20 protein-coding genes and 1 tRNA gene are annotated in these 24,432 nt (G+C 69.9%); 10 read left to right on the top strand and 11 right to left on the bottom strand.

Annotated features, from left to right (window positions below; genetic code table 11):
* Positions 1 to 121: 121 nt before the first annotated feature.
* The 3 genes from ACX80U_RS08630 to ACX80U_RS08620 all read right to left on the bottom strand — a co-directional run bounded on the left by ACX80U_RS08630 (position 122) and on the right by ACX80U_RS08620 (position 3,859).
* On the bottom strand, positions 122 to 1,063 hold the full coding sequence (locus ACX80U_RS08630; RefSeq protein ID WP_133081190.1) for an ABC transporter permease: 942 nt from the start codon (positions 1,061 to 1,063) through the stop codon (positions 122 to 124).
* Entirely contained in the window at positions 1,060 to 2,064 is a 1,005-nt protein-coding gene (locus ACX80U_RS08625) for an ABC transporter permease (protein WP_133081191.1), read from the bottom strand. The genes ACX80U_RS08630 and ACX80U_RS08625 overlap by 4 nt, the downstream gene beginning before the upstream one ends.
* 100 nt (positions 2,065 to 2,164) lie before the next feature.
* Positions 2,165 to 3,859 carry an ABC transporter substrate-binding protein gene (locus ACX80U_RS08620; RefSeq protein WP_459268096.1) on the bottom strand — a complete coding sequence of 565 codons (1,695 nt, stop codon included), beginning with the start codon at positions 3,857 to 3,859 and terminating at the stop codon, positions 2,165 to 2,167.
* A 239-nt stretch (positions 3,860 to 4,098) separates the two neighbouring features.
* Between ACX80U_RS08620 and ACX80U_RS08615 the strand changes: the two genes are divergently transcribed.
* Positions 4,099 to 5,076, top strand: a complete 978-nt coding sequence (locus ACX80U_RS08615) for a DUF2332 domain-containing protein (RefSeq protein WP_459268095.1) — start codon at positions 4,099 to 4,101, stop codon at positions 5,074 to 5,076.
* Between the two features lie 19 nt (positions 5,077 to 5,095).
* Here ACX80U_RS08615 and ACX80U_RS08610 read toward each other — a convergent pair whose 3' ends face one another.
* Together ACX80U_RS08610 and ACX80U_RS08605 are read right to left on the bottom strand one after the other, a co-directional pair.
* Complete coding sequence (locus ACX80U_RS08610) at positions 5,096 to 5,836, bottom strand: polysaccharide deacetylase family protein (protein ID WP_459268094.1); 741 nt, start codon at positions 5,834 to 5,836, stop codon at positions 5,096 to 5,098.
* 44 nt (positions 5,837 to 5,880) lie between these two features.
* Positions 5,881 to 7,092, bottom strand: a complete 1,212-nt coding sequence (locus ACX80U_RS08605) for a MarP family serine protease (RefSeq protein ID WP_459268093.1) — start codon at positions 7,090 to 7,092, stop codon at positions 5,881 to 5,883.
* Between the two features lie 231 nt (positions 7,093 to 7,323).
* Between ACX80U_RS08605 and ACX80U_RS08600 the strand changes: the two genes are divergently transcribed.
* Entirely contained in the window at positions 7,324 to 8,001 is a 678-nt protein-coding gene (locus ACX80U_RS08600) for a Crp/Fnr family transcriptional regulator (protein WP_087028341.1), read from the top strand.
* Positions 8,002 to 8,084: 83 nt separating this feature from the next.
* On the opposite strand, the gene ACX80U_RS08595 is transcribed toward ACX80U_RS08600, so the two are convergent.
* The 3 genes from ACX80U_RS08595 to ACX80U_RS08585 are packed head-to-tail and all read right to left on the bottom strand — an operon-like array spanning position 8,085 to position 9,649.
* Positions 8,085 to 8,999 (bottom strand): NUDIX hydrolase, encoded by a 915-nt coding sequence (locus tag ACX80U_RS08595; RefSeq protein WP_133081196.1) that lies wholly within the window; start codon positions 8,997 to 8,999, stop codon positions 8,085 to 8,087.
* 3 nt (positions 9,000 to 9,002) lie between these two features.
* Positions 9,003 to 9,491, bottom strand: a complete 489-nt coding sequence (locus ACX80U_RS08590; RefSeq protein WP_459268092.1) for a RidA family protein — start codon at positions 9,489 to 9,491, stop codon at positions 9,003 to 9,005.
* A gap of 2 nt (positions 9,492 to 9,493) precedes the next feature.
* Positions 9,494 to 9,649 (bottom strand): DUF4177 domain-containing protein, encoded by a 156-nt coding sequence (locus ACX80U_RS08585; protein ID WP_087074509.1) that lies wholly within the window; start codon positions 9,647 to 9,649, stop codon positions 9,494 to 9,496.
* Between the two features lie 35 nt (positions 9,650 to 9,684).
* Here ACX80U_RS08585 and ACX80U_RS08580 point away from each other — a divergent pair, with 35 nt between their 5' ends.
* The 5 genes from ACX80U_RS08580 to ACX80U_RS08560 all read left to right on the top strand — a co-directional run bounded on the left by ACX80U_RS08580 (position 9,685) and on the right by ACX80U_RS08560 (position 16,880).
* Complete coding sequence (locus tag ACX80U_RS08580) at positions 9,685 to 11,967, top strand: transglycosylase domain-containing protein (protein ID WP_133081198.1); 2,283 nt, start codon at positions 9,685 to 9,687, stop codon at positions 11,965 to 11,967.
* A 46-nt stretch (positions 11,968 to 12,013) separates the two neighbouring features.
* The gene (locus ACX80U_RS08575; protein WP_208739195.1) at positions 12,014 to 12,916 is read left to right on the top strand and encodes a metallophosphoesterase; all 903 of its coding nucleotides are present in this window, start codon (positions 12,014 to 12,016) and stop codon (positions 12,914 to 12,916) included.
* Positions 12,917 to 13,025: 109 nt separating this feature from the next.
* Entirely contained in the window at positions 13,026 to 14,849 is a 1,824-nt protein-coding gene (locus ACX80U_RS08570; RefSeq protein ID WP_459268091.1) for an ABC transporter ATP-binding protein, read from the top strand.
* Positions 14,846 to 16,705: an ABC transporter ATP-binding protein gene (locus ACX80U_RS08565; RefSeq protein WP_459268090.1), complete on the top strand. Its 1,860-nt coding sequence runs from the start codon at positions 14,846 to 14,848 to the stop codon at positions 16,703 to 16,705. Before ACX80U_RS08570 ends, ACX80U_RS08565 begins: the two co-directional genes overlap by 4 nt.
* A 101-nt stretch (positions 16,706 to 16,806) precedes the next feature.
* Positions 16,807 to 16,880: transfer RNA gene (locus ACX80U_RS08560), tRNA-Pro, on the top strand.
* Between the two features lie 64 nt (positions 16,881 to 16,944).
* On the opposite strand, the gene ACX80U_RS08555 is transcribed toward ACX80U_RS08560, so the two are convergent.
* Positions 16,945 to 17,946 carry an NHL repeat-containing protein gene (locus ACX80U_RS08555; RefSeq protein ID WP_459268089.1) on the bottom strand — a complete coding sequence of 334 codons (1,002 nt, stop codon included), beginning with the start codon at positions 17,944 to 17,946 and terminating at the stop codon, positions 16,945 to 16,947.
* 353 nt (positions 17,947 to 18,299) lie between these two features.
* On the opposite strand from ACX80U_RS08555, the gene ACX80U_RS08550 reads away from it, so the two are divergent.
* Complete coding sequence (locus ACX80U_RS08550) at positions 18,300 to 19,328, top strand: DMT family transporter (RefSeq protein WP_459268088.1); 1,029 nt, start codon at positions 18,300 to 18,302, stop codon at positions 19,326 to 19,328.
* A gap of 21 nt (positions 19,329 to 19,349) precedes the next feature.
* Here ACX80U_RS08550 and ACX80U_RS08545 read toward each other — a convergent pair whose 3' ends face one another.
* Positions 19,350 to 20,249: a phosphoribosylaminoimidazolesuccinocarboxamide synthase gene (locus ACX80U_RS08545; protein WP_459268087.1), complete on the bottom strand. Its 900-nt coding sequence runs from the start codon at positions 20,247 to 20,249 to the stop codon at positions 19,350 to 19,352.
* Positions 20,246 to 21,538 (bottom strand): phosphoribosylamine--glycine ligase, encoded by a 1,293-nt coding sequence (gene purD / locus ACX80U_RS08540; RefSeq protein WP_459268086.1) that lies wholly within the window; start codon positions 21,536 to 21,538, stop codon positions 20,246 to 20,248. The genes ACX80U_RS08545 and purD overlap by 4 nt, the downstream gene beginning before the upstream one ends.
* 101 nt (positions 21,539 to 21,639) lie before the next feature.
* On the opposite strand from purD, the gene ACX80U_RS08535 reads away from it, so the two are divergent.
* Positions 21,640 to 23,301 (top strand): molybdopterin-dependent oxidoreductase, encoded by a 1,662-nt coding sequence (locus tag ACX80U_RS08535; protein ID WP_459268085.1) that lies wholly within the window; start codon positions 21,640 to 21,642, stop codon positions 23,299 to 23,301.
* Positions 23,302 to 23,418: 117 nt separating this feature from the next.
* Positions 23,419 to 24,423 carry an asparaginase gene (locus ACX80U_RS08530; protein WP_208739202.1) on the top strand — a complete coding sequence of 335 codons (1,005 nt, stop codon included), beginning with the start codon at positions 23,419 to 23,421 and terminating at the stop codon, positions 24,421 to 24,423.
* The last annotated feature ends 9 nt before the right edge of the window (positions 24,424 to 24,432 follow it).

Below are 24,432 nucleotides of genomic sequence, written 5' to 3'. Positions count from 1 at the left end.
ATAACATGACGGGGACGAGACGGGAGGTCCGGGGGGGGTTTTTTGTGCCCCCGTGAAGAGGGAGCAGGAGGCTGCCCCTACCGTGGGGGTTGTTCCCCGCTGCTGCACCGGGAAGCGGTCGCTACTTCCTCCGGGTCTTCGGATCGAGGGCCTCGCGCAGCGATTCCCCCAGAAGGGTGAAGCCCAGTGCCGTGATGGCGATGCATGCACCGGGCAGGAAGGCGAGCTGCGGAGCTACCGCGAGTTCCGCCTGGGCGTAGGTGAGCATGCGCCCCCACTCGGCGGCCTGGGGCAGGCCGCCACCGAGGCCCAGGAACGACAGCGCCGCCGCGTCGATCACGGCCGTCGCGAGCGTGAGCGTCGCCTGCACGATCACCGGTCCCATGCTGTTCGGCAGGAGGTGGCTCATGGTGATGGTCCGGCGGCTGAGCCCGAGGGTCTGGGCCGCCAGGATGTAGTCCGCCCCCCGCTGCGACAGCATGGAGGACCGCAGGAGCCTCGCGAAGATCGGGATCTGCGAGACGCCGATCGCGATCATGATGGCGTAGGAACTCTGGCCGAGCACCGCGGCGATGCTGACGGCGAGCAGCAGGTTGGGGACGGACAGCAGGATGTCCACGAAGCGCATGATGACGTTGTCCACCCAGCCACCGAGCCCGCCGGCCAGGACGCCGAGCAGCATGCCGCCCGCCAGGCCGAGCGCCGTCGAGACGACACCGATCAGCAGTGACGCCTGGGCGCCCCAGATGAGCTTGCTGAGCACGTCCCCGCCGAACCGGTCGAGGCCCAGCGGGAAGCCGTCGATCTCACCGGGACCGGGGATGGTGGTGGGCGTGATGGAGGTGCGACCCGGCAGCTCGTCGCCGCCGTACGGCGCCAGGATGGGCGCGAGGACGGCCACGAGCAGGAAGAGGCCGATGATGACGGCACCGACGATCGCCTGCGGGTTCCTGCGCAGGCGGAGGAAGGCGTCCTTCCACAGGCCGGTGCCCCGACCGGTGTCGATGGCGGGATCGTTCGGGGCCGCTGAACCGCCGGCGGCGGGAGGCAGGATGGTACTCATTGTACACGCACCCTCGGGTCGATGACGGAGTAGGACAGGTCGACGATCAGGTTGATCAGTGCGTACAGGATCGCGATGAAGATGATGAAGCCCTGGAGCACGGGGTAGTCCAGGCCGAAGATCGCGTCGCGCAGGAACCGGCCGATGCCGTTGAAGGCGAAGACCGTCTCCGTCAGGACCGCCCCCGAGATGAGCAGGCCCAACTGCAGGCCGATGGTCGTCACGACGGGGAGCATGGCGTTCCGCAGGATGAAGCTGCCGCGGATGGTGCGTTCCATCAGGCCCTTGGCGCGGGCCGTGCGGACGTAGTCCGCGTTCTGCACCTCGAGGACCGAGGCGCGCGTGATGCGGACGATGATCGCCAGCGGGATGGTCCCGAGGGCCAGCCCCGGCAGGATGAGGTGCAGGAACGCGTCCCACGCGGCGTCGTACTCGCCCGTGAGCAGTCCGTCGAGCACGTAGAACTGTGTGTAGTGCGTCGCGTCGATGCGCGGGTCCTGCCGGCCGTCGGGCGGCAGCAGGGACCACTGGATGGCGAACAGGTACTTGAGGATGAAGGCCAGGAAGAAGACGGGCACGGTGATGCCGATGAGGCTCAGGACCACGGAGCTGTGGTCGAGGAACCGGCCGTAGTACCGCGCGGCCAGGTAGCCGAGCGGGACACCGACGCCGATCGCGAAGATGAGTGCGATGACGGTGAGTTCGAGCGTCGCGGGGAAGCGGGTGGCGAACTCCTCGAGCACCGGGCGCCCGGTGTTGATGGAGACGCCGAAGTCGCCCCGGAGCAGCCTGCCCATGTAGGTGAGGTACTGGGTGAGCAGGGGGCGGTCGAAGCCGTACAGCTCGTTGACGCGGGCGATGGCCTCGGGCGTCGCCTTCTCGCCGAGCAGGGCGGTGGCCGGACCGCCGGGGAGGCTGCGTACCCACAGGAACAGGAGGATGGACAGTCCGAACAGGGTGGGTACGAGCAGGGCTAGCCGCTTACCGATGACGCGTAACACTCAGGATCCTTCCGGGTGGACCGGCTTCAGCCGGACAGGGGTAGTACAGCAGTGTGGAGCCGGCCCCGACACCGGGACCGGCTCCACACGGGTACTGCTGCTACTCGCTCAGCTCGATGTCGGTGAAGACCTCGTCATTGACGGGGCTCGCCGGGTAGGAGGTGACGCGGGGCGCGAAGGCCAGCGAGGGAGCGGGGTGGGCGAGCGGGATGGCCGGGTTGAACTCGGCGATCTGCTCGTTGATCTCCTTGTACATCTCCGTCTGCTGGTCGCGGTCGCTGGTGCCACGGGCTTCGTCGAGGGCCGCGAACAGCTCGGGGTTGTCGAAGCCGAATTCCAGCTTCTCCTGGCCGAAGAAGACGCCGATGAAGTTGTCGGTGTCGTTGTAGTCGCCGGTCCACCCCAGCAGGTGCAGGCCGTGGTCCGGGGTGCCCTGGACCTGGTTCAGGTAGTCGGGCGACCAGGCGGCGGGCGCCGGGTTGACCGTGATGCCGACCTCGCTCAGCTGTGCCTGCAGGTTGGTGAAGACCTGCTCGGGCGTGGGCATGTACGGGCGGGAGACGTTCGTCGGGTAGTTGAAGGTGACGTCGAAGCCGTCGGGGAAGCCGGCCTCGGCCAGGAGTTCCTTCGCACGCTCGGGATCGTAGTCGTACGTCGTGACGTCCTCGTTGTAGCCGTCGACGACCTCGGGGATGAACTGGGTGGCGACCTTCGTTCCCTCGGGCAGCGTCTGCGAGACGAGGGCATCCTTGTCGATCGCGTGGGCGATGGCCTCGCGGACCTTCGGATCCTTCAGCTCGGGGACGGCCTGGTTCATGCCCAGGTAGAGGATGGTGAACGGATCGCGCGGCGTGATGTTGTAGCCGGCGTCCTTGAGCGACTGCGTGTCGGCGGGAGCCACGAGGTCGTAGCCGTCGATGTCACCGGCCTCAAGTGCCTGGCGGCGTGCCTGGGGGTCGTCGATGATGCGGAAGATCGTCTTGGTGATCTGGCCCTTCTCGCCCCAGTAGTCGTCGAAGATCGAGAGCTCGAGCTGCTGTCCGACGTCCCAGGAGTCGAACTTGAACGGCCCGGTTCCCACGGGGTGGCCGAGGGCGTACTCGCTCAGCGAGGGAGCCTCCGCGGTGCCGCCGATCTCGTCGGCGGTGAACTCCTCGAGAGCGGTCGGGCTCTGCATGGCGAAGGCCGGCAGCGACAGCGCGGCGATGAATCCGGCGAACGGCTTGGCCAGGTTGACGGTGACTTCATTGTCCCCGTTGGCCTCGCAGGACTCGTAGACGGCGTTCTCGGGGCTGTCCGCGAACCCGCGGAACAGGGAACCGTAGTAGTACGACGTCGTCTCGGCCTGCTGGATGCCGGTCCAGTTGTACCAGCGGTCGAAGTTGAAGCACACGGCTTCCGCGTTGAAGGGCGTGCCGTCGTGGAAGGTGACGCCTTCCTTGAGCTGGAACACCGTGGACAGGCCGTCCTCGGCCGTCTCCCAGGATTCGGCGAGCAGCGGAGCGGGGTCGGCGGTGCCCGGCTCGACGCCGACCAGGCCCTCGAAGATCTGGCGGCTGACGCGGAAGGACTCGCCATCGCTGGCGAAGGCGGGATCGAGCGACTTGGGATCGGAGGACGCGGCGAAGACGAAGGTGGAGTCGACGGCGGCCTCGCCCTCGGTGCCGGTGTTCTCCTCGCGCTGGCTCTGGACGCAGCCGGTCAGGAGGAGTGCGGCGATGGAGAGTCCTGCGGTGAGCGCAGCGCGTTTCCTCGCGAAACCTGCGCCGCGCACGGATGTGCCTCGGTTGGACATGTGTTGCTCCCTGGTGAACGAGTGATTCCTACCGGATGTGACCGGTATCCATGGGGACCACAGCGGCGAACGCGCTGATCCGTGTGACGAGCCTAACTTCCGGCGGGGCCGCCGGCGGCATTTCGGGAGCATCAGTGGTTACGATTTGGCATCGCGTGCGACGGACCGGGCCGGCGATACCCGCGCGAAACGTGCCTGAAACCGGAGGACCGATGGCTGGAACAGATACTGCAACATCCGTGCGTTATCGCAGCTTCGCGGAGGTCGAGACGCGGGGCTACTCGCCGCTGTACGACGCGTGGTGCATGGGCGTCAGCGGCGACGGCGAACTCCTCGCCCTGCTGGACACGCTCCCTCCGGCACGCCGCCAGCCCGTCCTGTTCCTCGGAGCAGCGCGATTCGTCGGCGTCCCGCTCGGGGACTACGCCGCCTTCCGGTCCTTCGTGCTCGATTCCTGGGACGCCATCCGCTCCGTGATGGAGACGCGTGCCACCCAGACCAACGAGGCCGGCAGGTGCGCTGTACTGCTGCCGTCCCTGGCGGCGATCAGCGCCGACGAGGGCAGGCCGCTCGCTCTGGTCGAGGTCGGCGCCTCCGCCGGAGCCTGCCTGTACCCCGACCGCTACGCCTACTCCTACTCCCCCGGGCCCTCCCTGCAGCCGCCCGGCGGGTCCCCGGTACCGCCGCTGGACTGCACGGTGGCGGGCCCCGTGCCCGTGCCGTCGTCGCTGCCCGAGGTCGTCTGGCGGGCGGGGATCGACCTGAATCCGCTCGATGCGGGGGACGACGACGACGTCCGCTGGCTCGAGGCACTCGTCTGGCCGGAGCACCGCTTCCGTGCGGAACGCCTCCGCGCGGCCCTCGGCGTCGTCCGGGCGGAACCGCCGCTGCTCATCCGCGGGGACCTGAACGAGCAGATCCTGCCGCTCGTCGCCCGTGCACCGTCGGACGCCGTCGTCGTCGTGTTCCACAGCGCCGTGCTCGCCTACCTCGACCGGGCGGGGCGGGACCGCTTCCGGGACACGATGATGCGGCTCACCGCGCACCGGGAGCGTCCGGTGCACTGGCTGTCGCACGAGGGCTACGGCACACTCGCCGGTGTGCCCGACGCGATGGAGAAGGCGCCCGGTGAGGAGGACGGACGGTTCGTGCTGCAGCACAACGGCGTCACGATCGCGCGCACCGGACCGCACGGGCAGTCCATCGAGTGGCTGTAGCCCGGAGGGACGGACGTCGTCAGCGCAGGCGCAGGCGCACCGCGTGCCGCGCCATGCGTGCCACCAGATGCGCGCCCGTGTCACGAGGGCTGACGTAGCAGCGCGGCAGGGTGAACCGGTCACCCGGGTCGTAGTCGCCGATCACGCAGCCGTGGTCGTAGCCGGCGGCACGGACGGCATCCACGGCGGCGTCGTCGAACTCGCCGTAGGGATAGCAGAAACTCACGACGTCGGCCTGCAGGATGTCCTGCAGCACCGTCCTGCTGCCGCCGATCTCCGCGGCCAGGGACTCCGCATCGGCCCCGGGCAGGTGGGGGTGGGTCATGGTGTGGCTGCCGACCTCCTGGCCGGCGGCGGCGACGGTGCGCAGCCGGTCGGCATCCATCAGGCCGAGCCGCGGGCCGTCGTCCCACTCGTTGTCGCCACCGAGGCGACCGGCCACCGCATAGAGGGTGCTGGTCATCCCGTGCCGCTGCAGGATCGGGAGGGCGTGCTCCAGGTAGTCGGTGTAGCCGTCGTCGAAGGTGAGCCCGACAAGGCCGCGCGCCTCCCCTCGGTCCGCCGCCCTCAGCAGCTCCGACAGGGACACTCCCCGCAGGCCCGACCGCCGCAGCAACCGCAGGTGCCTGTCCAGCCGGTCCGGGTGCACCCGCAGCCGGTACGGATCCGGATGGTCCGACGGGCTGATGGAGTGGTACATGAACACCGGTGGGGTCTTCGTGCGCGCCGGCCCGGTGCGGGCACCCCGTTCGCTGGCCATACCGGTTCCCCCTGGTCGAAGAGCGACGTGTGGCTGTCAGCGTATCAGCGGGCCTGGTCGGCCCTCGTGCACTGTCCTGCGGAGACGGCGTCCTGCAGTCCCTCGGCGCTCTCGACGATGGGACGCAGTTCCGCGAGCGAGAGCGCATAGCCGACGGGCGCGTCGGCGGTGGACTTCGCGAAGACCACGCCGGTGACCCGGCCCTGCAGGTCGAGCAGCGGACCTCCCGAGTTCCCCTGCTGGACGTTCGCGGCGAGGCTGTACACCTGCAGCGGCCGGGGATTCGCGCCGTAGATGTCGTTCACCAGGACGGGGGTGAGTCCCTGGATGCTCGCGGGCTGGATCCGGTACGGGCCACCCGCCGGGTAGCCCGCGAAGGCCGCCGTCGTCCCGTTGGCCAGGTCGTCGCCGAGCGGCAGCGCGGCGGCGTCGAGGCCGTCGACGGCGATCACGGCGATGTCGCGGGCCGTGTCGAGCTGCACCACCCGACCGGGCAGCGCTCCCGCGCCCGGGACCTCGACGACGGGCTCGTCCACCCCGGCGACGACATGCGCGTTCGTGACCACCCGGTCGGGCGCGACGACGAAACCCGATCCGGTCTGGTTCTGGCCGCACTGGAAGGCCGTACCGGTGATCCGGACCACCGAATCGGCGGCCGCAGCGAGCTCGGGAGTATCGACGGACGCATCGGGCACATCCGCCGGGGTCGCGGGCCCGACACTCTCCAGGATGGTGGGGATCCCGTCGTCGACCGCGATGGTCCGCAGCTGCGCCAGCCACGAGCGCACCGGCCCCGGGGTCGCCGTGTCGATGCCGCGGATCACCTGGGAGGACGCCAGCTGCTGGGACAGGAACGGGACGCCGAGCGTCCCGACGCTGAAGGCCAGCATCGACAGGACCAGTGCGGCGACGACCACGTTCACGACGCCCCCGAGGAGGCGGTCGACGATCCGCAGCGGCGGGAAGTCGGACCAGCGGCGGATCGAGGCGCCGAGCGCGGAGCCGACGGCCTGGCCCACGATGATGAGGACGATCACGGTGGCGATGACCGCGATCAGGCGCCAGGGGTTGTCCGGCACCCAGGCGCTGACGAGGGGCACTGCGAAGAAGGCCGCCACCGCGCCTGCGACGAACCCGGCGATGCCGCCGAGCGTCACGAGGAACCCGTTCCGGAGCCCCGTCACCAGGTACCCGAGGAGGACCAGCACCAGGACGACGTCGAGGAGGGTGAACCCGGCGAGGCTGAAGTCCGGCACGTATATTCTCCCCTGGCTATGGTGGACGGAGGGCTACGTTCCTCACGACGCTCCGAGCGATTCTAGCGGCGCAGCATGGGAGGACCGTGGGAACGGGGGTGCTCCAGCCGGAATACGGGTCACCGGAGCGTGTATCAGTCGTCACATCCGCTTCGGTACGGCAAGATGGAGGGCGGAGGACAGCGCGGACCGCCGCATGGACGACGTACAAGAGACGCATCAGGAGAATCAATGGATATCGAGGTACTGCGCAGGGCGCCCCTCTTCGCTTCGCTGGGGGACGACGTCTTCGCCGCACTCACGGACGAGCTGATCGAGGTGGACCTCCCCCGCGGTTCGTCGGTGTTCCGCGAGGGCGACCAGGGCGACCAGCTGTACTTCATCGTCTCCGGTAAGATCAAGCTCGGCCGCACCGCCCAGGACGGCCGGGAGAACCTCCTCGCGATCCTCGGTCCGGGCGAGCTGTTCGGCGAGATGGCCCTCTTCGATCCGAGCCCGCGCACCGCGACGGCCACGGCCGTCTCGGAGACGCGCCTCGCCGGCCTGAAGAACGAGAACCTCCGTACGCTGCTCGAGACCCGTCCCGAGGTCTCGGCCCAGCTGCTGCAGGCTCTTGCGCGCCGCCTCCGCCGCACCAACGAATCGCTCGCGGACCTCGTGTTCTCCGACGTCCCCGGTCGTGTGGCGAAGGCCCTGCTCGACCTCGCGGACCGCTTCGGCCGCCCGGCGACCGACGGCATCCTCGTCGCGCACGAACTCACGCAGGAGGAACTGGCACAGCTCGTCGGGGCGTCGCGCGAGACCGTCAACAAGGCCCTGGCGGAGTTCGTCCAGCGCGGTTGGCTCCGCCTCGAGGCGCGCGCCGTCGTCATCCTGGACATCCAGCGCCTGCGCCAGCGCAGCCGCTGATCCCCTCTCCGCACGGAAAAGGCTCCGCACGACAAAGGCACCTGCCCACGGGCAGGTGCCTTCGTCGTGCATCGGACGGGCGGTCAGCGCCCGCGCTGGACGGACCCGCCCTCGCTGAGCTTCGGGCACTCGACCTGCAGCATGAGGTCGCCGTCGTGTTCGGCGAGCTGCGGGTGGTAGATCTTCACCGGGCGCTTGTGCGACAGGTAGGCGATGCAGCCGCGGGAGGAACCGATCTTCTCGAGGATGATCTCCACTGCGGGCACTGCTAGTTCACTGAGCGTGCGGTTCACCGTGTTGGGCTGGCCCACCTCGTCGCCGAGCCTCGTGGTGTCGCGGTCCGCGACCTCCTGCGCGGCCCAGCGCCACTGGCCCCAGACGCCTTTGCTCGCGAGGATGCTCGGCTCCTGGTTCACCGGCTGGGCCGCCGCGAAGTAGTGGGTGTCGAAGCGACGGTGCGCGAAGTCCGGAGTCAGCCAGTGCGAGAGCGGCTTGATGAGGTCGGTGCGCACGCCCAGTCCCCGTCGGGTGAGGATCTCCGAGAAGCGGCACTCACCCTCGTTGATCGCCTCGCGCGCCTTCATCCACTCCTTGGCCTGCGTACCCTCCACCAGCGACGAGGCATCGGGTCCGGCGAGCAGCACCCCGGTCTCCTCGAACAGTTCACGGATGGCGCACAGCACGTGCCGGCGGGCCATCCGGTGGTCGTCGACGCCGAGGGTCTTCGCCCACATCGAGGGTGGAGGGCCGAACCACGGGAGGTCGTCGTCGTCGGACTCCTCGATGCTCCCGCCCGGGAACCCGATGACGCCCAGGGGCGACTGCCCGCGACGATAGGAGAGGTAGGTCTCCGTACCGATCGCGCTGTCGCGCAGGAGGACCACCGACGACGCCGGCCGGGCCTTCAGGGGCGTGCGCTCCCCGTGCTCGATCCAGCTCTCCGCCGCGGTGCGCTGGTCCGGATGGACGGGGAAGAGCCGGGTGCTGAGACGGTCCACGGCCTAGACGAACTCCGCGATGACCTCGACCTCGACGGGCGAGTCGAGAGGGAGGACGGCCACGCCGACGGCGGACCGGGCGTGGACGCCTGCGTCTCCGAGGACTGCTCCGAGCAGCTCCGAGGCGCCGTTGATGACGCCGGGCTGGCCGGTGAAGGACGGATCGGACGCCACGAATCCCACGACCTTGACGATCCGCGTGATGCGGTCCAGGTCGCCGATCTGGCTCTTGATGGCGGCCAGGGCGTTGACCGCGCAGGTGGCGGCGAGGGAGGCCGCGGTCTCCGCGTCGACGCCGTCAGCAGCACCGACCTTGCCCGAAGCTGTGAGTTTGCCCCCAATAAAGGGCAGCTGGCCCGAGGTGTACACATGGCTGCCCGTGACGACGGCGGGGACGTAGGCGGCCACGGGCGGGACCACGTCGGGAAGGGCGATCCCGAGGTCCGCCAGGCGCGCCTCCACCGCCGAAACCGCGGTATTTCCAGCGGACACTGCTAGCTCTTCTCCCTCTTGAGGTACGCCACGAGACCGTTTCCGTCGGGTCCGGGAACCACCTGCACGAGCTCCCATCCGTCATCGCCCCACTGGTCGAGGATCTGCTTCGTTGCGTGGATGATGAGCGGAATCGTAGAGTACTCCCATTTCTTCATGAGGAAAGCCTAGCGCGTGCTTGTAAACTGGAATAATGGCTGCGCGCAAATCACCCCTGTTCGACACGGCAACCACCCTCGGCAAGATCATTGCATTCCTCGGGATCAGTGCGCTCGCCGGTGTGCTCGCCGCGGGCCTCCTGGTGCCCGTGGCCGCTGCCGCAGGAACGGGGGCTTCCGCGTCCATCCAGTTCTTCGAGGAACTGCCGGCCGAGCTCGAGCGCGAGGCGCTCGCCCAGCCGACGAAGATCGTGGCCTCCGACGGGTCCCTGATCGCGACCCTGTACGAGGAGAACCGCCAGCCGGTCACGCTCGACCAGGTCTCGCCGACCATGCAGGACGCGCTGGTCGCGATCGAGGACTACCGGTACTACGAGCACGGCGGCGTCGACCTCGAGGGCATCCTGGGTGCGATCGCCAGCAACGTCTCGAACGGCACCTCCCGTGGCGCGTCGACCATCACGCAGCAGTTCGTCAACAACGTCCTGATCGACACCGCCCGCCAGAACGGTGGAGCCATCACGCTGAGCGGCGGCGGGAAGACCGTGGGCGACAAGCTGCGCGAGATGAAGCTCGCCATCGCCGTCGAGAAGGAGCTCAGCAAGGACGAGATCCTCGAGGGCTACCTCAACATCGTGCCGTTCAGCGGCACCACCTACGGCGTGCAGGCGGCGTCGCGGTACTTCTTCAACGTGGATGCCAAGGACCTCAACATCCAGCAGAGTGCGATGCTGGCCGGCCTCGTCAACGGTCCGAGCGCGTACAGCCCCGAGTCCAACCCCGAGGGTGCGCTGCAGCGCCGGAACCTCGTCATCGACGCCATGCTCACCCGCGGGAAGATCACGCAGGAGGAACACGACGCGGCCATCGCCACGGATCTCGGCCTCGCCATCTCCCCGACCCTCAGCGGATGCGTCGGCGCAGCGCAGGCTCCGTACTTCTGCGACTACGTCACGCACCTGATCCTCAATGATCCCGCCTACGGCGACACGGAGGATGCCCGCCGGAAGGTCCTGTACCGCTCGGGCCTGACCATCAAGACCACGCTGGACCCCCGCGTGCAGAACGCCGCGCAGACCGCCGTGACCGAGACCGCGAACCCCGACACCACGGACGGCAAGGTGGGGCACACCATGCTGAGCCTGGATCCGAAGACCGGCAACATCCTGTCGATGGCGCAGAACACCCGCTACAACCCCGAGGCGGCCCAGGGCAACACGGTGCTCAACTTCAACGTCGACCAGTTCGACGGCGGGGACCCGAGCAAGAGCCTGGGCGGCGGCGGCGGCTTCCAGCCCGGTTCGACCTACAAGCCCTTCACGGTCGCGGCGTGGGTCGAGAACGGCAAGAGCCTGAACCAGGTCCTCGACGGCACCAAGAAGACCTACCGCCAGTTCGACAAGTGGAAGGCGAGCTGCGCGCAGGGCGGGGAGTTCCTGATCCAGGAGGAGGACGGCTACACGCCGCAGAACTACGGCGACATCAACTACCGGTTCACCACCGTGCTGGACGGCCTCGCCCAGTCGCTGAACACCATCACCATGGCGAGCGCCAAGCAGCTGGACCTGTGCCGCATCCGGGACATCGGCTACGACCTCGGCGTACACCAGGCGAAGAGCTCCGAGGGCGAGGAGGTCCCGTTCGGCTTCGGGCCGTCCTCGCTCATCGGTGGTGGCGGTGAGGCCGCGCCCATGTCCATGGCCAAGGCCTACTCCGGCTTCGCCAACGAAGGCGTGGTCTGCGATCCCCGCGCCCTCACCGAGGTGACGGCCATCGACGGGACGAGCTACCCCGTCCCCGCCGTGTCCTGCGAACGCAAGATCGCCGCGGACGTGGCGCGTGGCGTGAACTACGCGACGCAGCGCGTCATGACCAACGGCTCCGGGCAGCTCCTGGAGTACGGGGACATCCCCATGGCGGGCAAGACCGGCACCAACGACGCGCGTTCGCAGACCTGGTTCATGGGCTACAACTCCGGGATGGTGACCGCGAGCTGGGTCGGCAACTGGCAGGGCGAGGGAGACACCAGTTCGCTCGGCGGACTCGAGATCGGCGGGCAGGTGTACCCGGAGATCGACGGCTCGCTCATCGCCGCCCCGTCCTGGGCGCGTTTCATGCAGCAGATCCCCGGCCTGTACGTCGGGGCGCCGTTCGCCAACCCGCCCGCCGGCATGATCAGCGGCCAGCGCTCGACGAACCCCGGCCGGAACTCGGGCAACAACAACGGCACCAACAACGGTGGCACTGGCACTGGCGGTACCACCGGTGGTACCACTGGAGGACAAGCGGGCAACAGCGGCAACGGAGGCAACGGCTAGCGTGGAATCGACTCAGACAACCCGGAGCGGGGCACCGCTCGGCTGGATGGCAGGCCTCACCCTGACCGCCGCGGCCGCAACCCTCGCCTACGCCTCGGCTGTCGAGCGCACGCTGTACCAGCTCCGGGAGGAGACGGTGCCCATCCTGCCGCCGGGCGCCGCTCCCCTGCGGGTCCTCCATCTCTCGGACATCCACATGGTGCCCGGCCAGAAGTCGAAGGCCGACTGGCTGCACAGCCTCGCCAGCCTGAATCCCGATCTCGTGGTCAACACGGGCGACAACCTCAGTTCCAAGAAGGCCGTCGGCCCGCTGCTCGAGGCGCTCGAGCCCCTCCTGAAGGTCCCGGGCGTGTTCGTACCCGGATCCAACGACTACTACGCGCCGGTCTTCAAGAACCCGCTGCGGTACTTCGCGGGACCGTCGATTCCTCCGAAGAAGTCGAAGGCGCAGGATCTGCCCTGGGCCGACATGTTCAGCGCCTTCGGTGCAGCCGGCTGGGTGGACCTCACCAACAGGTCCCAGTCCGTCGGCTTCGGGAACCTGCGGATCGACTTCACGGGGGTCGACGATCCACACCTCGACCGGGACAGGTACGCGCCCTACCCCCCGGGCAGCAGCACCTCGGCGGACGCTCCCCACATCCGGGTGGCCGTCGCTCACTCGCCCTACCAGCGCGTCCTGGACTACTTCACCGCCGGCGGCGCCGACCTCATGCTGGCCGGCCACACGCACGGCGGGCAGGTGTGCATCCCGGGCTACGGGGCGCTCGTCAGCAACTGTGATCTGCCCACCTGGCGTGCCCGCGGTCTCACCCAGTGGGACTCCGACGGCCGCACCGTGCCACTGAACGTGTCGGCCGGCATCGGGACCTCACGCTTCGCTCCGGTCCGCTTCGCCTGCAAGCCGGAAGCCGTGCTGCTGACGCTGACTCCCCGGACGGCCCGCTAGCCCCGGCATCCTGCCGGCTTCTTCCCGACGTGTGAGCTGGGTTACAGCCCTCTTGGCCTAGGATGGTTGCTGAAGGACACCAACAAGCACCGATCACCGAAGAGTTGGCATGACGAACCAGAACACACTGTGGGAATCGCTCGGACGGCTCTATCCGCACGTCCGGCCCATCATCCCCCGGCTGCTCCTCGGCCTGCTCTGCGCCCTCGGGGCGAGCGTCATGGCGCTCGCCATCCCCCAGGTGCTGCGCGTCCTCATCAATGACGCGCTGGCGGAGGGAGGATCGGCCCGGACCGTCTGGATCGCCTCCGGCGTCGTCCTGCTCCTCGGCGTCCTCGAAGCCACGTTCGTCGCGTTGCGCCGGCAGTTCGTCATCGCCCCGGCGACGACGGTCGAGACGAACATGCGGACGTCCTTCTACCGCCACCTGCAGGACCTGACGATCGAGTTCCACGACCGGTGGGGCAGCGGGCAGCTGCTCTCCCGCGCGATGAGCGACCTCAACCTGATGCGTCGGTGGATGGCCTTCGGCCTCATCATGCTGGTGGTCACCTCCCTGACCGTGGTCATGGGCGTGGTCGTCATGTTCCTGACCAGCTGGGCCCTGGCACTGATCTTCGTCGCAGCCGCCGTGCCGCTCATGGTGTACGGCTACCGCTTCCGCACCTCCTACAGCCGCGTCTCCCGCAAGAGCCAGGACCAGGCCGGGGACCTCGCCACGACGGTCGAGGAATCCGTCCACGGCATCCGTGTCCTCAAGGCCTTCGGGCGCAGCCGTGAAGCGCTGGAGGACTTCGAGGAGCAGGCCGAGGAGCTGCGCCGCACGGAGATCTTCAAGGCGAGATCGCTCGCGAACTTCTCCATGGTGGTCACCCTGCTGCCCGAGCTCGCCCTCGGCGCCTCCCTGGTGGTGGGCGTGACGCTGGCCGCGAGCGGCGACGTGTCCATCGGCGCGCTCGTCGCCTTCTTCGCGACGGCGGCCGCCGTGGCCGGACCCGTCGAGTTCATCGGTCCGCTGCTCGCCATGACCTTCACGGCCAAGACGGCGATCGACCGGCACTACGAGGTCATGGAGTCCGAGAACACCATCACCGATCCCGCCGAGCCGGTACACCTCGAGGCGCCGCGGGGGGACGTGGTGTTCGACGCCGTCCACTTCCGCTACCCCGACGCGCAGGACGGCACCGGTGATGTCCTGGACGGCATCGACCTGACGCTGCGGGCCGGGGAGACGATGGCACTGGTCGGCGTCACGGGCTGCGGGAAGAGCACCCTCCTCCAGCTCGTCCCCCGGCTCTACGACGTCACGGGCGGCAGTATCAGCATCGACGGTGTCGACCTCCGCGAGCTCGCCCTCGCCGAGCTGCGTACCCTCGTGGCGGTCGCCTTCGAAGACACGACGCTCTTCTCGAACTCCGTCCGCGACAACGTCCTGATGGGCTCCGACACCGAGGGCCCGGAGGCGGACAGCGTGCTCGCCGAGGCACTCGAGGTCGCCCAGGCGCAGTTCGCCTACGACCTGCCCGAGGGGCTCGACACCCTCATCGGCGAGGAGGGCCTCAGCCTGTCCGGCGGCCAGCGCCAGCGGATCGCCCTCGCCCGGGCCATCGCGGCCCGGCCCACCGTGCTGGTGCTCGACGATCCGCTCTCGGCGCTCGACGTCGCCACGGAGGAACGCGTCGAGGAGGGGCTGCGCGCCGTCCTCGGCTCCACCACGACGCTCATCGTGGCGCACCGGCCGTCGACGGTCGCGCTGGCGGACCGCGTGGCCCTGCTGCAGGACGGGCGCATCACCGACGTCGGCACCCACTCGGAGCTCCTCGCGCGCAGCGACCACTACCGCCACGTCATCGCAAGCCTCGACGACGAGGAGATCGCACAGCTCGGACGGTCGGTCCTGTCCGACCACGACGACGAGGAGGCACTGGCATGAGCCGCACCACGACGACCCCCGGGGGCGATCCGCCCAGGAACGGGAAGGGCGCCACCTCCGCCGGAGTCCTCAACGAGGACGACGTCCTCCTCGACCGCGCGCAGAGCAGATCGGTCCGCTCGAGGTCCTTCCGGCTGCTCGGGTCCCTGATCCGGCCGAACCGACGCCAGTTCGTCTGGACCGTGCTGCTCGTGGTCATCTCGCAGGCCGCCCGGGTGGCCGGCCCGGCCATCATCGCCTTCGGCATCGACCGGGCGCTGCCGGCCCTGATCGACGGCGACCCGCTCCTGCTCTGGGTCGCCGGCGGCACCTACCTGCTGGCCGCCGTCCTCGCCTCCGTCCTCACGGCCGGCTACGTCCGGGCCACCGCACAGCTCAGCCAGGCCATGCTGCTGGACCTCCGAGTGCGCGTGTTCCGCCACACCCAGCGACTGAGCCTCGAGTTCCATGAGAAGTACACGTCGGGACGCATCATCTCGCGGCAGACCTCCGATCTCGAGGCGCTGCGCGAACTGCTCGACTCGGGCGTCAGCTCCCTCGCCTCGGGCGCCATCTTCATGCTGTTCACCGCGGCCACCATCTTCGCCCTCGACTGGCGGACGGGCCTCCTGATCCTGGCGGCCGCCGTCCCCATGTTCCTCCTGGCCCGCTGGTACCAGAAACACTCCCAGATCGCGTACCGGGAGTCCCGCGTGGTCTCGGCGAAGCTGATCGTCCACTTCATCGAAACCATGACCGGCATCCGCGCCGTCAAGGCCTTCCGCCGCGAAGCGGTCAACGGGAGGCGCTACGACGAACTGGCCGAGGACTACCGCAGGGTCACCGTCCGGTCCATCAACCTCAACGGCGTCTTCCAGCCCGGACTCGTGCTGATCGGCAACGTGACGGTCGCCGTCGTGCTGGTGTTCGGCGGTTTCCGGGTCCTCGGCGGCACCCTCGAGGTGGGCGCCCTGCTCGCCCTGCTGCTCTACAGCAAGCGGTTCTTCCAGCCGGTGGACCAGATGGCCATGTTCTACAACTCCTTCCAGTCGGCCGCCGCGGCGCTCGAGAAGGTCTCCGGCCTGCTCGAGGAGGTACCGACCGTCCGCCCGCCGAAGAACCCGGTGGCGCTCCCGCATCCGCGCGGTGCGATCGACTTCCGGAAGGTCGCGTTCCGGTACGGGACCGGACCCGTGGTGCTGCCCACCATGGACCTGTCCATCCGCGCCGGACAGACGGTCGCGCTCGTCGGACAGACGGGTGCGGGCAAGTCCACACTGGCGAAGCTCATCGCCCGCTTCTACGACGTGTCCGAGGGCGAACTCACGCTCGACGGCGTGGACCTGCGGGACCTCGCGCCGAAGGACCTGCGGCGCGCCGTCGTCATGGTGACGCAGGAGGCGTTCCTCTTCAGCGGCTCGGTGGCGGACAACATCGCCCTCGGCAAGCCCGAGGCCACGCGGGAGGAGATCGTCGCGGCGGCCCGGGCCGTGGGCGCGGAGGACTTCATCCTCGAACTCCCCGAGGGCTTCGACACCGATGTCAACAAGCGCGGCGGCCGCGTGTCCGCGGGCCAGCGCCAGCTCATCAGCTTCGCCCGGGCGTTCCTCGCGGATCCCGCGGTCCTCATCCTCGACGAGGCGACGTCCTCCCTGGACATACCGAGCGAGCGCCTCGTGCAGGAGGGCCTGCAGAAGCTCCTCGGCAACCGGACGGCGCTGATCATCGCGCATCGCCTGTCCACCGTGGCGATCGCCGACCGCGTGCTCGTGGTGCACGACGGCCGTGTCGTGGAGGACGGGACTCCCGCGGAACTGATCGGCGGTACGGGCCGGTTCGCGACCCTGCACGCGGCCTGGAAGGACTCGCTCGTCTGAGGAGCCGGCCGAGGCTGCGGTCCCGGTTTTCCTCGCCGCGCATCCTCGGCTATTCTTGGACAGTTGCTGTTCGGGAGGTTCCCGCCTTCCGTCCGCGACACCGGGGTGTGGCGCAGCTTGGTAGCGCGCGTCGTTCGGGACGACGAGGTCGCAGGTTCAAATCCTGTCACCCCGACCGTAGTCACCACAGAAGGGCCCGTCGGCGGAAGCCGGCGGGCCCTTCTCGTCGTGGTCCCGGTTCAGCGTGCGCCGACCGTCACGACCTCGTACCCGTCGGGATCCACTGCCCCGAACTTCGCGTTGGCGAGCGCCAGGGTGCTGCCGAAGAGCGCCACCGTGGTGGGGACGTCGAACAGCGGACTCGTGATGACGTCCTCGACCTCGCCGGCGGAGAGGTCCTTCGCCAGGTCGATCCTGCTGACCTGGTTGATCCGGTTCTGGACGGCGTAGACGGTGTCGCCCTTCGCGAGGATGCCGTCGACGTTCGGCAGCGGTGCTGTCGTGATGACGGCGCTGGCCCCGGTCTCCGGGTCCACGGTGTAGATCGCCTGGTTGGCCGAGTGCGCCACGATCAGCGTCCTGCCGCGGTCCACGGAGGTGATGCCGTTGAGGTTGAAGGCCGGTGCCGGTGCGACCTCCGCTGCCGGCCCGCTGAGCTGCAGGGTGCGCGGCTCTCCGAGCGCTCCCTTCTTCCCGACCGGGAGGAAGTAGAGTTCGGCGCTGCGCGAGTTCGTGAAGTAGGCGCCGTCCTTCGTGAGTGTGACGTCGTTGATGAACGCGCTGCCCGTGGTCAGCTCGATGTCGGCCACCGTGGCTCCGGTCCGCGTGTCGTAGACGTACGCATGGCCGGTTCCGCCACCCGCGACGAACAGCAGGTCGTTCCTCACATCCGCCTTCAGGCCGACGGCCGCCCTGCCCTCCGGCGCGTCGATGAACAGTTCCGCCGTTCCCCGGCGGATGTCGCCGCGGAAGATGTCCCCGAGGCCGAGGTCGCCCGCGTAGAACGTGGATCCCCTGCCCGCCGCGATCCCCTCGGCCGACGACGCGCCGGGCAACGGGATGCTGAGGCCCTGCTGCCTGTGTGACGTGCTCTGCGACGACGGTCCGGGCGACGGTGGTGCAGCGACGGCCCCCGCGGCCGGCAGCAGGAGAGCGCCGATGGCGAGGACGGCGGCGGCGGCGCGTACGGTGCCCCGCCGGGAGGCCGACGGATGGGATGTGGTCCTAGTGGTGGTTCTCACTCTGTGCTCCTCGTTGGTCCGGCGCTGGAGCGGCCCTCCACGGGTTCCGCACAGCGCTGTGTCGGAAGGGATCGTCGATCATCGTGAACTGCGGCCGGGGCCGGGTGCCGGCCTGAACTGACCGGGCCGTAACCATAACGCTCCGGTTGCGACCATCGTCCCCGGATCGCCCGGTGAAGGACCGGCCGGCCTGTCTCCCGGTACTCTGGTCTACCAGCGCGGAGCCGCCGGAGCCCGCCACCGCGGTGCACGTCGCACCGCCGTTCGAAGGGAAGTGGCGTGCACGAGGCACACCCGGAGTACGCGGCCGCGGCATCGCCGGCCGGTAGCACCGTCCAGGAGGCGGACGCCCTGTGAACCGGGACCGGCTCGTCGGCCTCGGTGCGATCACCGCCACCTCCCTGCTGTGGGGGACCACGGGAACCGCAGCGACCTTCGCCCCCTCGGCCGGCCCGTTGGCGATCGGCGCAGCGGCACTGGGCATCGGCGGACTGCTGCAGGCCCTGATCGCCGTCCCGGCGCTGGCGGCGGCCCGCGCCGCGCTGCGGGCGAACCTCCCCGCCGTCCTCCTCGGCGCCGTCGCCGTCGGGATCTATCCCCTCGCGTTCTACAGCTCCATGCACCATGCCGGCGTCGCGGTCGGCTCCGTGGTGTCCCTCGCCTCGGCGCCCCTGGCCTCGGGAGTCCTCGAACGCCTCATCGACCGCCACCCGTTGAGCAGGTGGTGGATGCTCGCCGCCGGTCTCGGCGTGCTGGGCAGCGTCCTGCTGTGCCTGTCGAAGGTGCAGGGCCCCGCCGCCGACGCTTCATCGACCATCCTCGGCACGGGCCTCGGCCTGGTGGCAGGGGCCACCTATGCCACGTACTCGTGGGCCGTCCACCGCCTCATGGCCCGGCGGATCAGCCGGGCAGCCTCGATGGGTGCGGTGTTCGGCGGCGGCGGTCTGCTCCTGATGCCGGTCCTCCTCATCACGGGAGCCCCGCTCGTCGCCACCCGCGAAGCGTTCCTGGTCGCCGCCTACATGGCGCTCGTGCCCATGTTCCTCGGCTACCTGCTGTTCGGCTTCGGCCTCGCACGGGTCTCGGCGAGCACCGCGACCACGGTCACCCTCACGGAACCCGCGGTCGCCGCGATCCTCGCCGTGGTCGTCGTCGGGGAACGCCTCCCGGCCCTGGGCTGGACGGGCCTGGGCATCATCGGCGCAGCGCTGCTCGTCCTCGCCGTGGCCCCGACGAATGCGACGGCACCCGGGGACACGCGGTCGGCGACGACGCCGCCCGATCCGTCCCCGGTGCCCGGGGACACGCGGTCGCCGACGACGCCGGTCGGTCCCGCCCCTGCGCGCGAGGCGCCGACGGGGAGCCGTCCGGCGCGGCGCTGAGCCCCGGGCGGAGCGGACGCGTCAGGCGAAGGTGCGGCCGGTCAGGCGTTCGTAGGCCTCGATGTACCGGGTGCGCGTGCGCTCGACGACGTCGTCGGGCAGGGCCGGTGGTGTGGACCGCCGGTCCCAGCCCGAGGCGTCCGAGGTCAGCCAGTCGCGCACGAACTGCTTGTCGAAGGACGGCTGCGCCTGCCCCGGCGCGTAGAGGGCGGCGTCCCAGAACCGCGAGGAGTCGGGCGTCAGCACCTCGTCGCCCAGCGTGATGCGGCCCGTCGCCGGATCGAGGCCGAACTCCACCTTGGTGTCCGCGAGGATGATCCCGCGCTCCCGGGCGATCGCCTCCGCGCGGGTGTAGATGTCGAGCGTGAGCGACCGCAGTTCCGCGGCGGCGTCGTCGCCCACGGTCATGACCACGGCGTCGTAGGTGATGTTCTCGTCGTGCTCGCCCACCTCGGCCTTGGCGGACGGCGTGAAGAGCGCCGGTTCGAGGCGTGATCCGTCCACGAGCCCGGCGGGCAGCGGCAGGGAGCAGACGGTCCGTGACTCCCGGTACTCGAGCAGTCCGCTCCCGGTCAGGTAGCCGCGTGCGATGCACTCGATCGGGTACATGGCGAGTTTCCGGCAGATCATGGCACGCCCCTCGACGGCCGCGGGGACGCCGCCTGCCACGTCGGAGGCGAGCACGTGGTTGGGGATCCCGGCGAGGCGTTCGAACCACCACAGGCTGAGCTGCGTCAGGACGCGTCCCTTGTCCGGGATCTCGGAGGACAGGACGTGGTCGTAGGCGCTGATGCGGTCGCTCGCGACCACGAGGACCACGTCGTCGCGTCCGTCCTCCGGCTCGTAGAGGTCCCGGACCTTGCCGGAGTAGACGTGCCGCCAGCCCGGGAGCTCGACGTGTGCCGGGGCGAAGGTGCTCATGCCGGTGCCGCCGCGGGTCCCGTGACGGTGACTTCGGAGCGGGAGGCCTTCAGCGCGATGTCCGTGCGGAACCGGCCGCCCTCGAGTTCGATCAGCGAGAGGCTGTCGTAGGCGGTGGTCCGCGCGTCCGCCAGCGAATCCCCGAGCCCGACGACGGCGAGCACGCGGCCGCCGGCGCTGACCACCTTCCCGTCGCGGAGCGCCGTGCCGGCATGCAGCACGTGCGCTCCGTCGACCTTCGCGGCCTTCCTGAGGCCGCGGACACGGCGACCGGTCGCGGGAGCATCGGGGTAGTTCTCGGACGCGAGCACGACCGCGACGGCGGTCCTGGGCGACCACTTGAGCTGGTCCACCTGGTCGAGGGTTCCCTTCGCGGCAGCGAGCAGCACCCCCCCGAGCGGTGTGGACAGCCGGGCGAGCACCGCCTGCGTCTCGGGGTCGCCGAACCGTGCGTTGAACTCGATGACGCGCATGCCGCGCGAGGTGAGGGCGAGGCCGACGTAGAGGACGCCCGCGAAGGGCGTGCCGCGGTGTGCCATCTCGTCGATCACGGGTTGCGCCACGCGGGACACGACCTCGTCCACGAGGCCCGCGGGAACCCATTCGAGCGGCGAGTAGGCGCCCATGCCACCGGTGTTCGGACCCCGGTCGCCGTCGGCGATGCGCTTGAAGTCCTGCGCCGGCGCGAGCGGGACCACGGTGCGCCCGTCGGACAGGACGAACAGGGAGACCTCGGGCCCGTCGAGGTACTCCTCGACGACCACGGTGCCGCCGGCCCGGAAGCACGACGAGGCGTGGGCGCGGGCCTCGTCGAGGTCGTCCGTGACGACGACGCCCTTGCCCGCGGCGAGTCCGTCGTCCTTCACCACATAGGGAGCCCCGAAGGTGCAGAGCGCCTCGTTCGCCTCCTCGTCCGTGGCGGCGACCCGTGCCATCGCCGTCGGGACCCCTGCGGACGCCATGACCTGCTTGGCGAACGCCTTGGACGCCTCGAGCTGGGCAGCAGCCTTCGTGGGCCCGAAGACCGGCATCCCGGCGTCGAGCAGGGCGTCGGCGACGCCGGCGGCGAGCGGGGCCTCGGGGCCGATCACCACGAGGTCCGAACCGAGCCGTCGGGCCAGGTCCGTCACGACGGCGGGATCGTTCGCGTCGATGTCGTGGGTCGGCACGTCCGCCGCGATACCGGCGTTGCCGGGGGCCGCATGCACCTCGCCGACGAACGGGTCGGCCAGCAAGGCCCGGACGATGGCATGTTCGCGGCCTCCGGGGCCCAGCACAAGTACCTTCACAGTAGGACAGCGTACTGGAGGGGCCCGCGCCCTCCCAGCGTGCGGGCCCTGTTACGCGGGGCCCTACCCATACCCTTCGCGGCCTTCTCCGAATACTTCGCATGAGCAACTCGACCGGGCCCCGCCGCGGCATCGCCCTCCTCGCCGCCCTCGCCGGGATCATCGCCGCCGGCGTGGTGCTCGGTGTCGCCGAACTCGCCGGCGCCTTCTTCCGGGCGAGTGCCACCCCCGTCATCGCGATGGGTTCCACCTTCATCGACTTCACCCCGCCATGGCTGAAGGACTTCGCGATCGCCACCTTCGGCACCCATGACAAGCTGGCGCTGCTCGTGGGCATGGCTGTCACCATCGCGATCCTGGCCGCCGTGCTCGGCGTCGTCGCCTACCGGCGCTGGGCGCTCGGTGCCGCCGGGGTGATCCTCATGGGCGCGATCATCGTGGCGTGCGTCCTCACACGTGCCGGTGCCTCCCTTCCCGACGCCGTCCCCTCGGTGGTCGGCACCGTCGCGGGGCTGCTCGCCCTGCGCCTGCTCATCGCCCGTCTCCGCCACGGCGCCGTCGTCCCCGCCGCCGATTCCGGGACACCCGCTCCTGCGGGGATCACGGGAACCGGATCCCCCACCGACACGACGGACGGCGTCGTCCACCCGTCCGGCAACCGGTCGGCAGCCACGGCCGCGAAGCCCGGCGGTACCACCTCCCGCCGCGGCTTCTTCGCCGCCGCCGGGGCCACCGCCGTGGTCGCTGCCGCCGCCGCCGGCGGTGGGCGGCTGCTGTCCGGAGCGCGCAACAATATCGCCGCCCTCCGCGACAGCCTGCAGTTCCCCGCGCCCGCCAGCCCCGCGCCGGCCCTTCCCGCCGGCGTGCAGTCCCCCGTCCCGGGCGTGACACCGTTCGTCACCCCGAACGGAGACTTCTACCGCATCGACACCGCGCTCAGCGTCCCGCAGCTCACCACGGACGACTGGGTGCTCCGCGTGCACGGCATGGTCGAGGAGGAGTTCGAGCTGTCCTTCCAGGATCTCCTCGACGCAGACCTGATCGAACGCCACATCACCCTGACCTGCGTGTCCAATCCCGTGGGCGGCTACCTGGCCGGCACCGCGAAGTGGCTGGGCTACCCCCTGCGGGAGGTACTGGCGCGTGCCAGGCCGCTCGACGGCGCCGACATGGTCCTGTCCACCAGTTCGGACGGCTTCAGTGCCTCCACCCCCCTGCCCGTCCTGCAGGACGACCGCGACGCCATCCTCGCCGTCGCCATGAACGGTGAGCCGCTGCCGGTGGAGCACGGATTCCCCGTCCGCATGGTGGTTCCCGGGCTCTACGGCTACGTGTCCGCCACCAAGTGGGTGGTGGACCTGGAGGTCACCCGCTTCGCCGACAGGACCGCATACTGGACGGACCGCGGCTGGTCCGAGGAAGGCCCCATCAAGACGATGGCCCGCGTGGAGGTGCCACAGTCCTTCGCATCGGTGGATGCCGGCACGGTCATGATCGGCGGTGTGGCCTGGTCGCAGCAGCGGGGAATCACCGCGGTGGAGGTCTCCGTGGACGGCGGCGACTGGGAAGCCGTGGACCTCGCGGCCGAGGCATCCGTGGACACGTGGCGGCAGTGGTCGTACGGCGTGGATCTCGAGCCCGGACTCCACACCGTACGGGCTCGGGCCACCGACGCCGCCGACGGCCTCCAGACCGACCAGCGCGCGGACACCGTGCCGAACGGCGCCTCGGGCTGGCAGTCGGTGCAGTTCACGGTCAAGTAGACCTCCGATGCACGGAAGGCCACGGAAGGCTCCGGGGCCCGCGCCCACCGGAAGACCGTCCCTCCGGTGGGAGCAGTCGTACCGGGACGGCGGCCCCTGATGGGGAATACTGGGACCATGCCCTCCACCTTCACCACGGCTGACGCCGTCGACTTCGCCGTCCTCGAACGCAACGGCTTCATCGAATCCCGCCACGTCGGTGCAGCCGTCGTCCTCGCGGCGGACGGTTCCGTGGTCACCGGACTCGGCGACATCGACAGCCCGGTCTTCCCCCGCTCGACGCTCAAGCCGTTCCAGGCGCTCGCCAGCATGAAGGCGGGCGTACCGCTGCGCGGCCCCCAGGTGGCCCTCGCCGCCGCGAGCCACGTCGCGAGCAACGAGCACATGGAGGTGGTGCGCACCATGCTCGACGCCGCGGGCGTCACCGAGGACGACCTCCAGTGCCCCGAGGACTGGCCGCAGGACGAGGAGGCCCGCAACGACCTCGTGCGCAGCGGCAAGGGCAAGCAGCGCATCGCCTTCAACTGCTCGGGGAAGCACGCCGCCTTCCTGTGGGCCTGCACCGAGAACGGCTGGGACACGGCCACCTACCTCGAGCCCACGCACCCGCTCCAGCGCTCCGTGGCGTCGGTCATCGAGGAGTACACCGAGGAGTCCGTGGCGGCATGGGGCATCGACGGCTGCGGCGCCCCCGTCGCCGCGGTGTCGCTGAAGGGGCTCGCCCGCGGCATCGGCAGGATCGCGAAGGCGCCGTCGGACAAGCACGCCGACGCGCGTGCGGCGACGATCGCCACGGCGATGCTCGACTACCCGTGGGCCGTGCACGGCAACGGCATGGAGAACTCGGTGGTCATGGAGGACCTCGGCGTCCTCGCCAAGAGCGGGGCCGAGGGTGTCCTCGTCCTCGGCGCGCGGAACGGTGCATCCCTGGCCCTGAAGGTCCTCGACGGCAATGCCCGTGCGGCGACCCTCGTCGGCCTGACGCTGTTCGCCGCATCGGGGGCGATCGACGCCGAGAAGGTCGGCGCGGTCCTCGAGAAGGTCGTCCCACCGGTCCTCGGCGGCGGACGTCCGGTCGGCAGCCTGCGGCTCGCCGCCCCGGTCCTGGCCCTGCTCGACTAGGGCCAGACC

Source organism: Arthrobacter sp. TmT3-37 (assembly GCF_054510835.1).
Note: the sequence above shows the minus strand (reverse complement) of the source record. Positions and strands in the feature narration are given on the sequence as shown.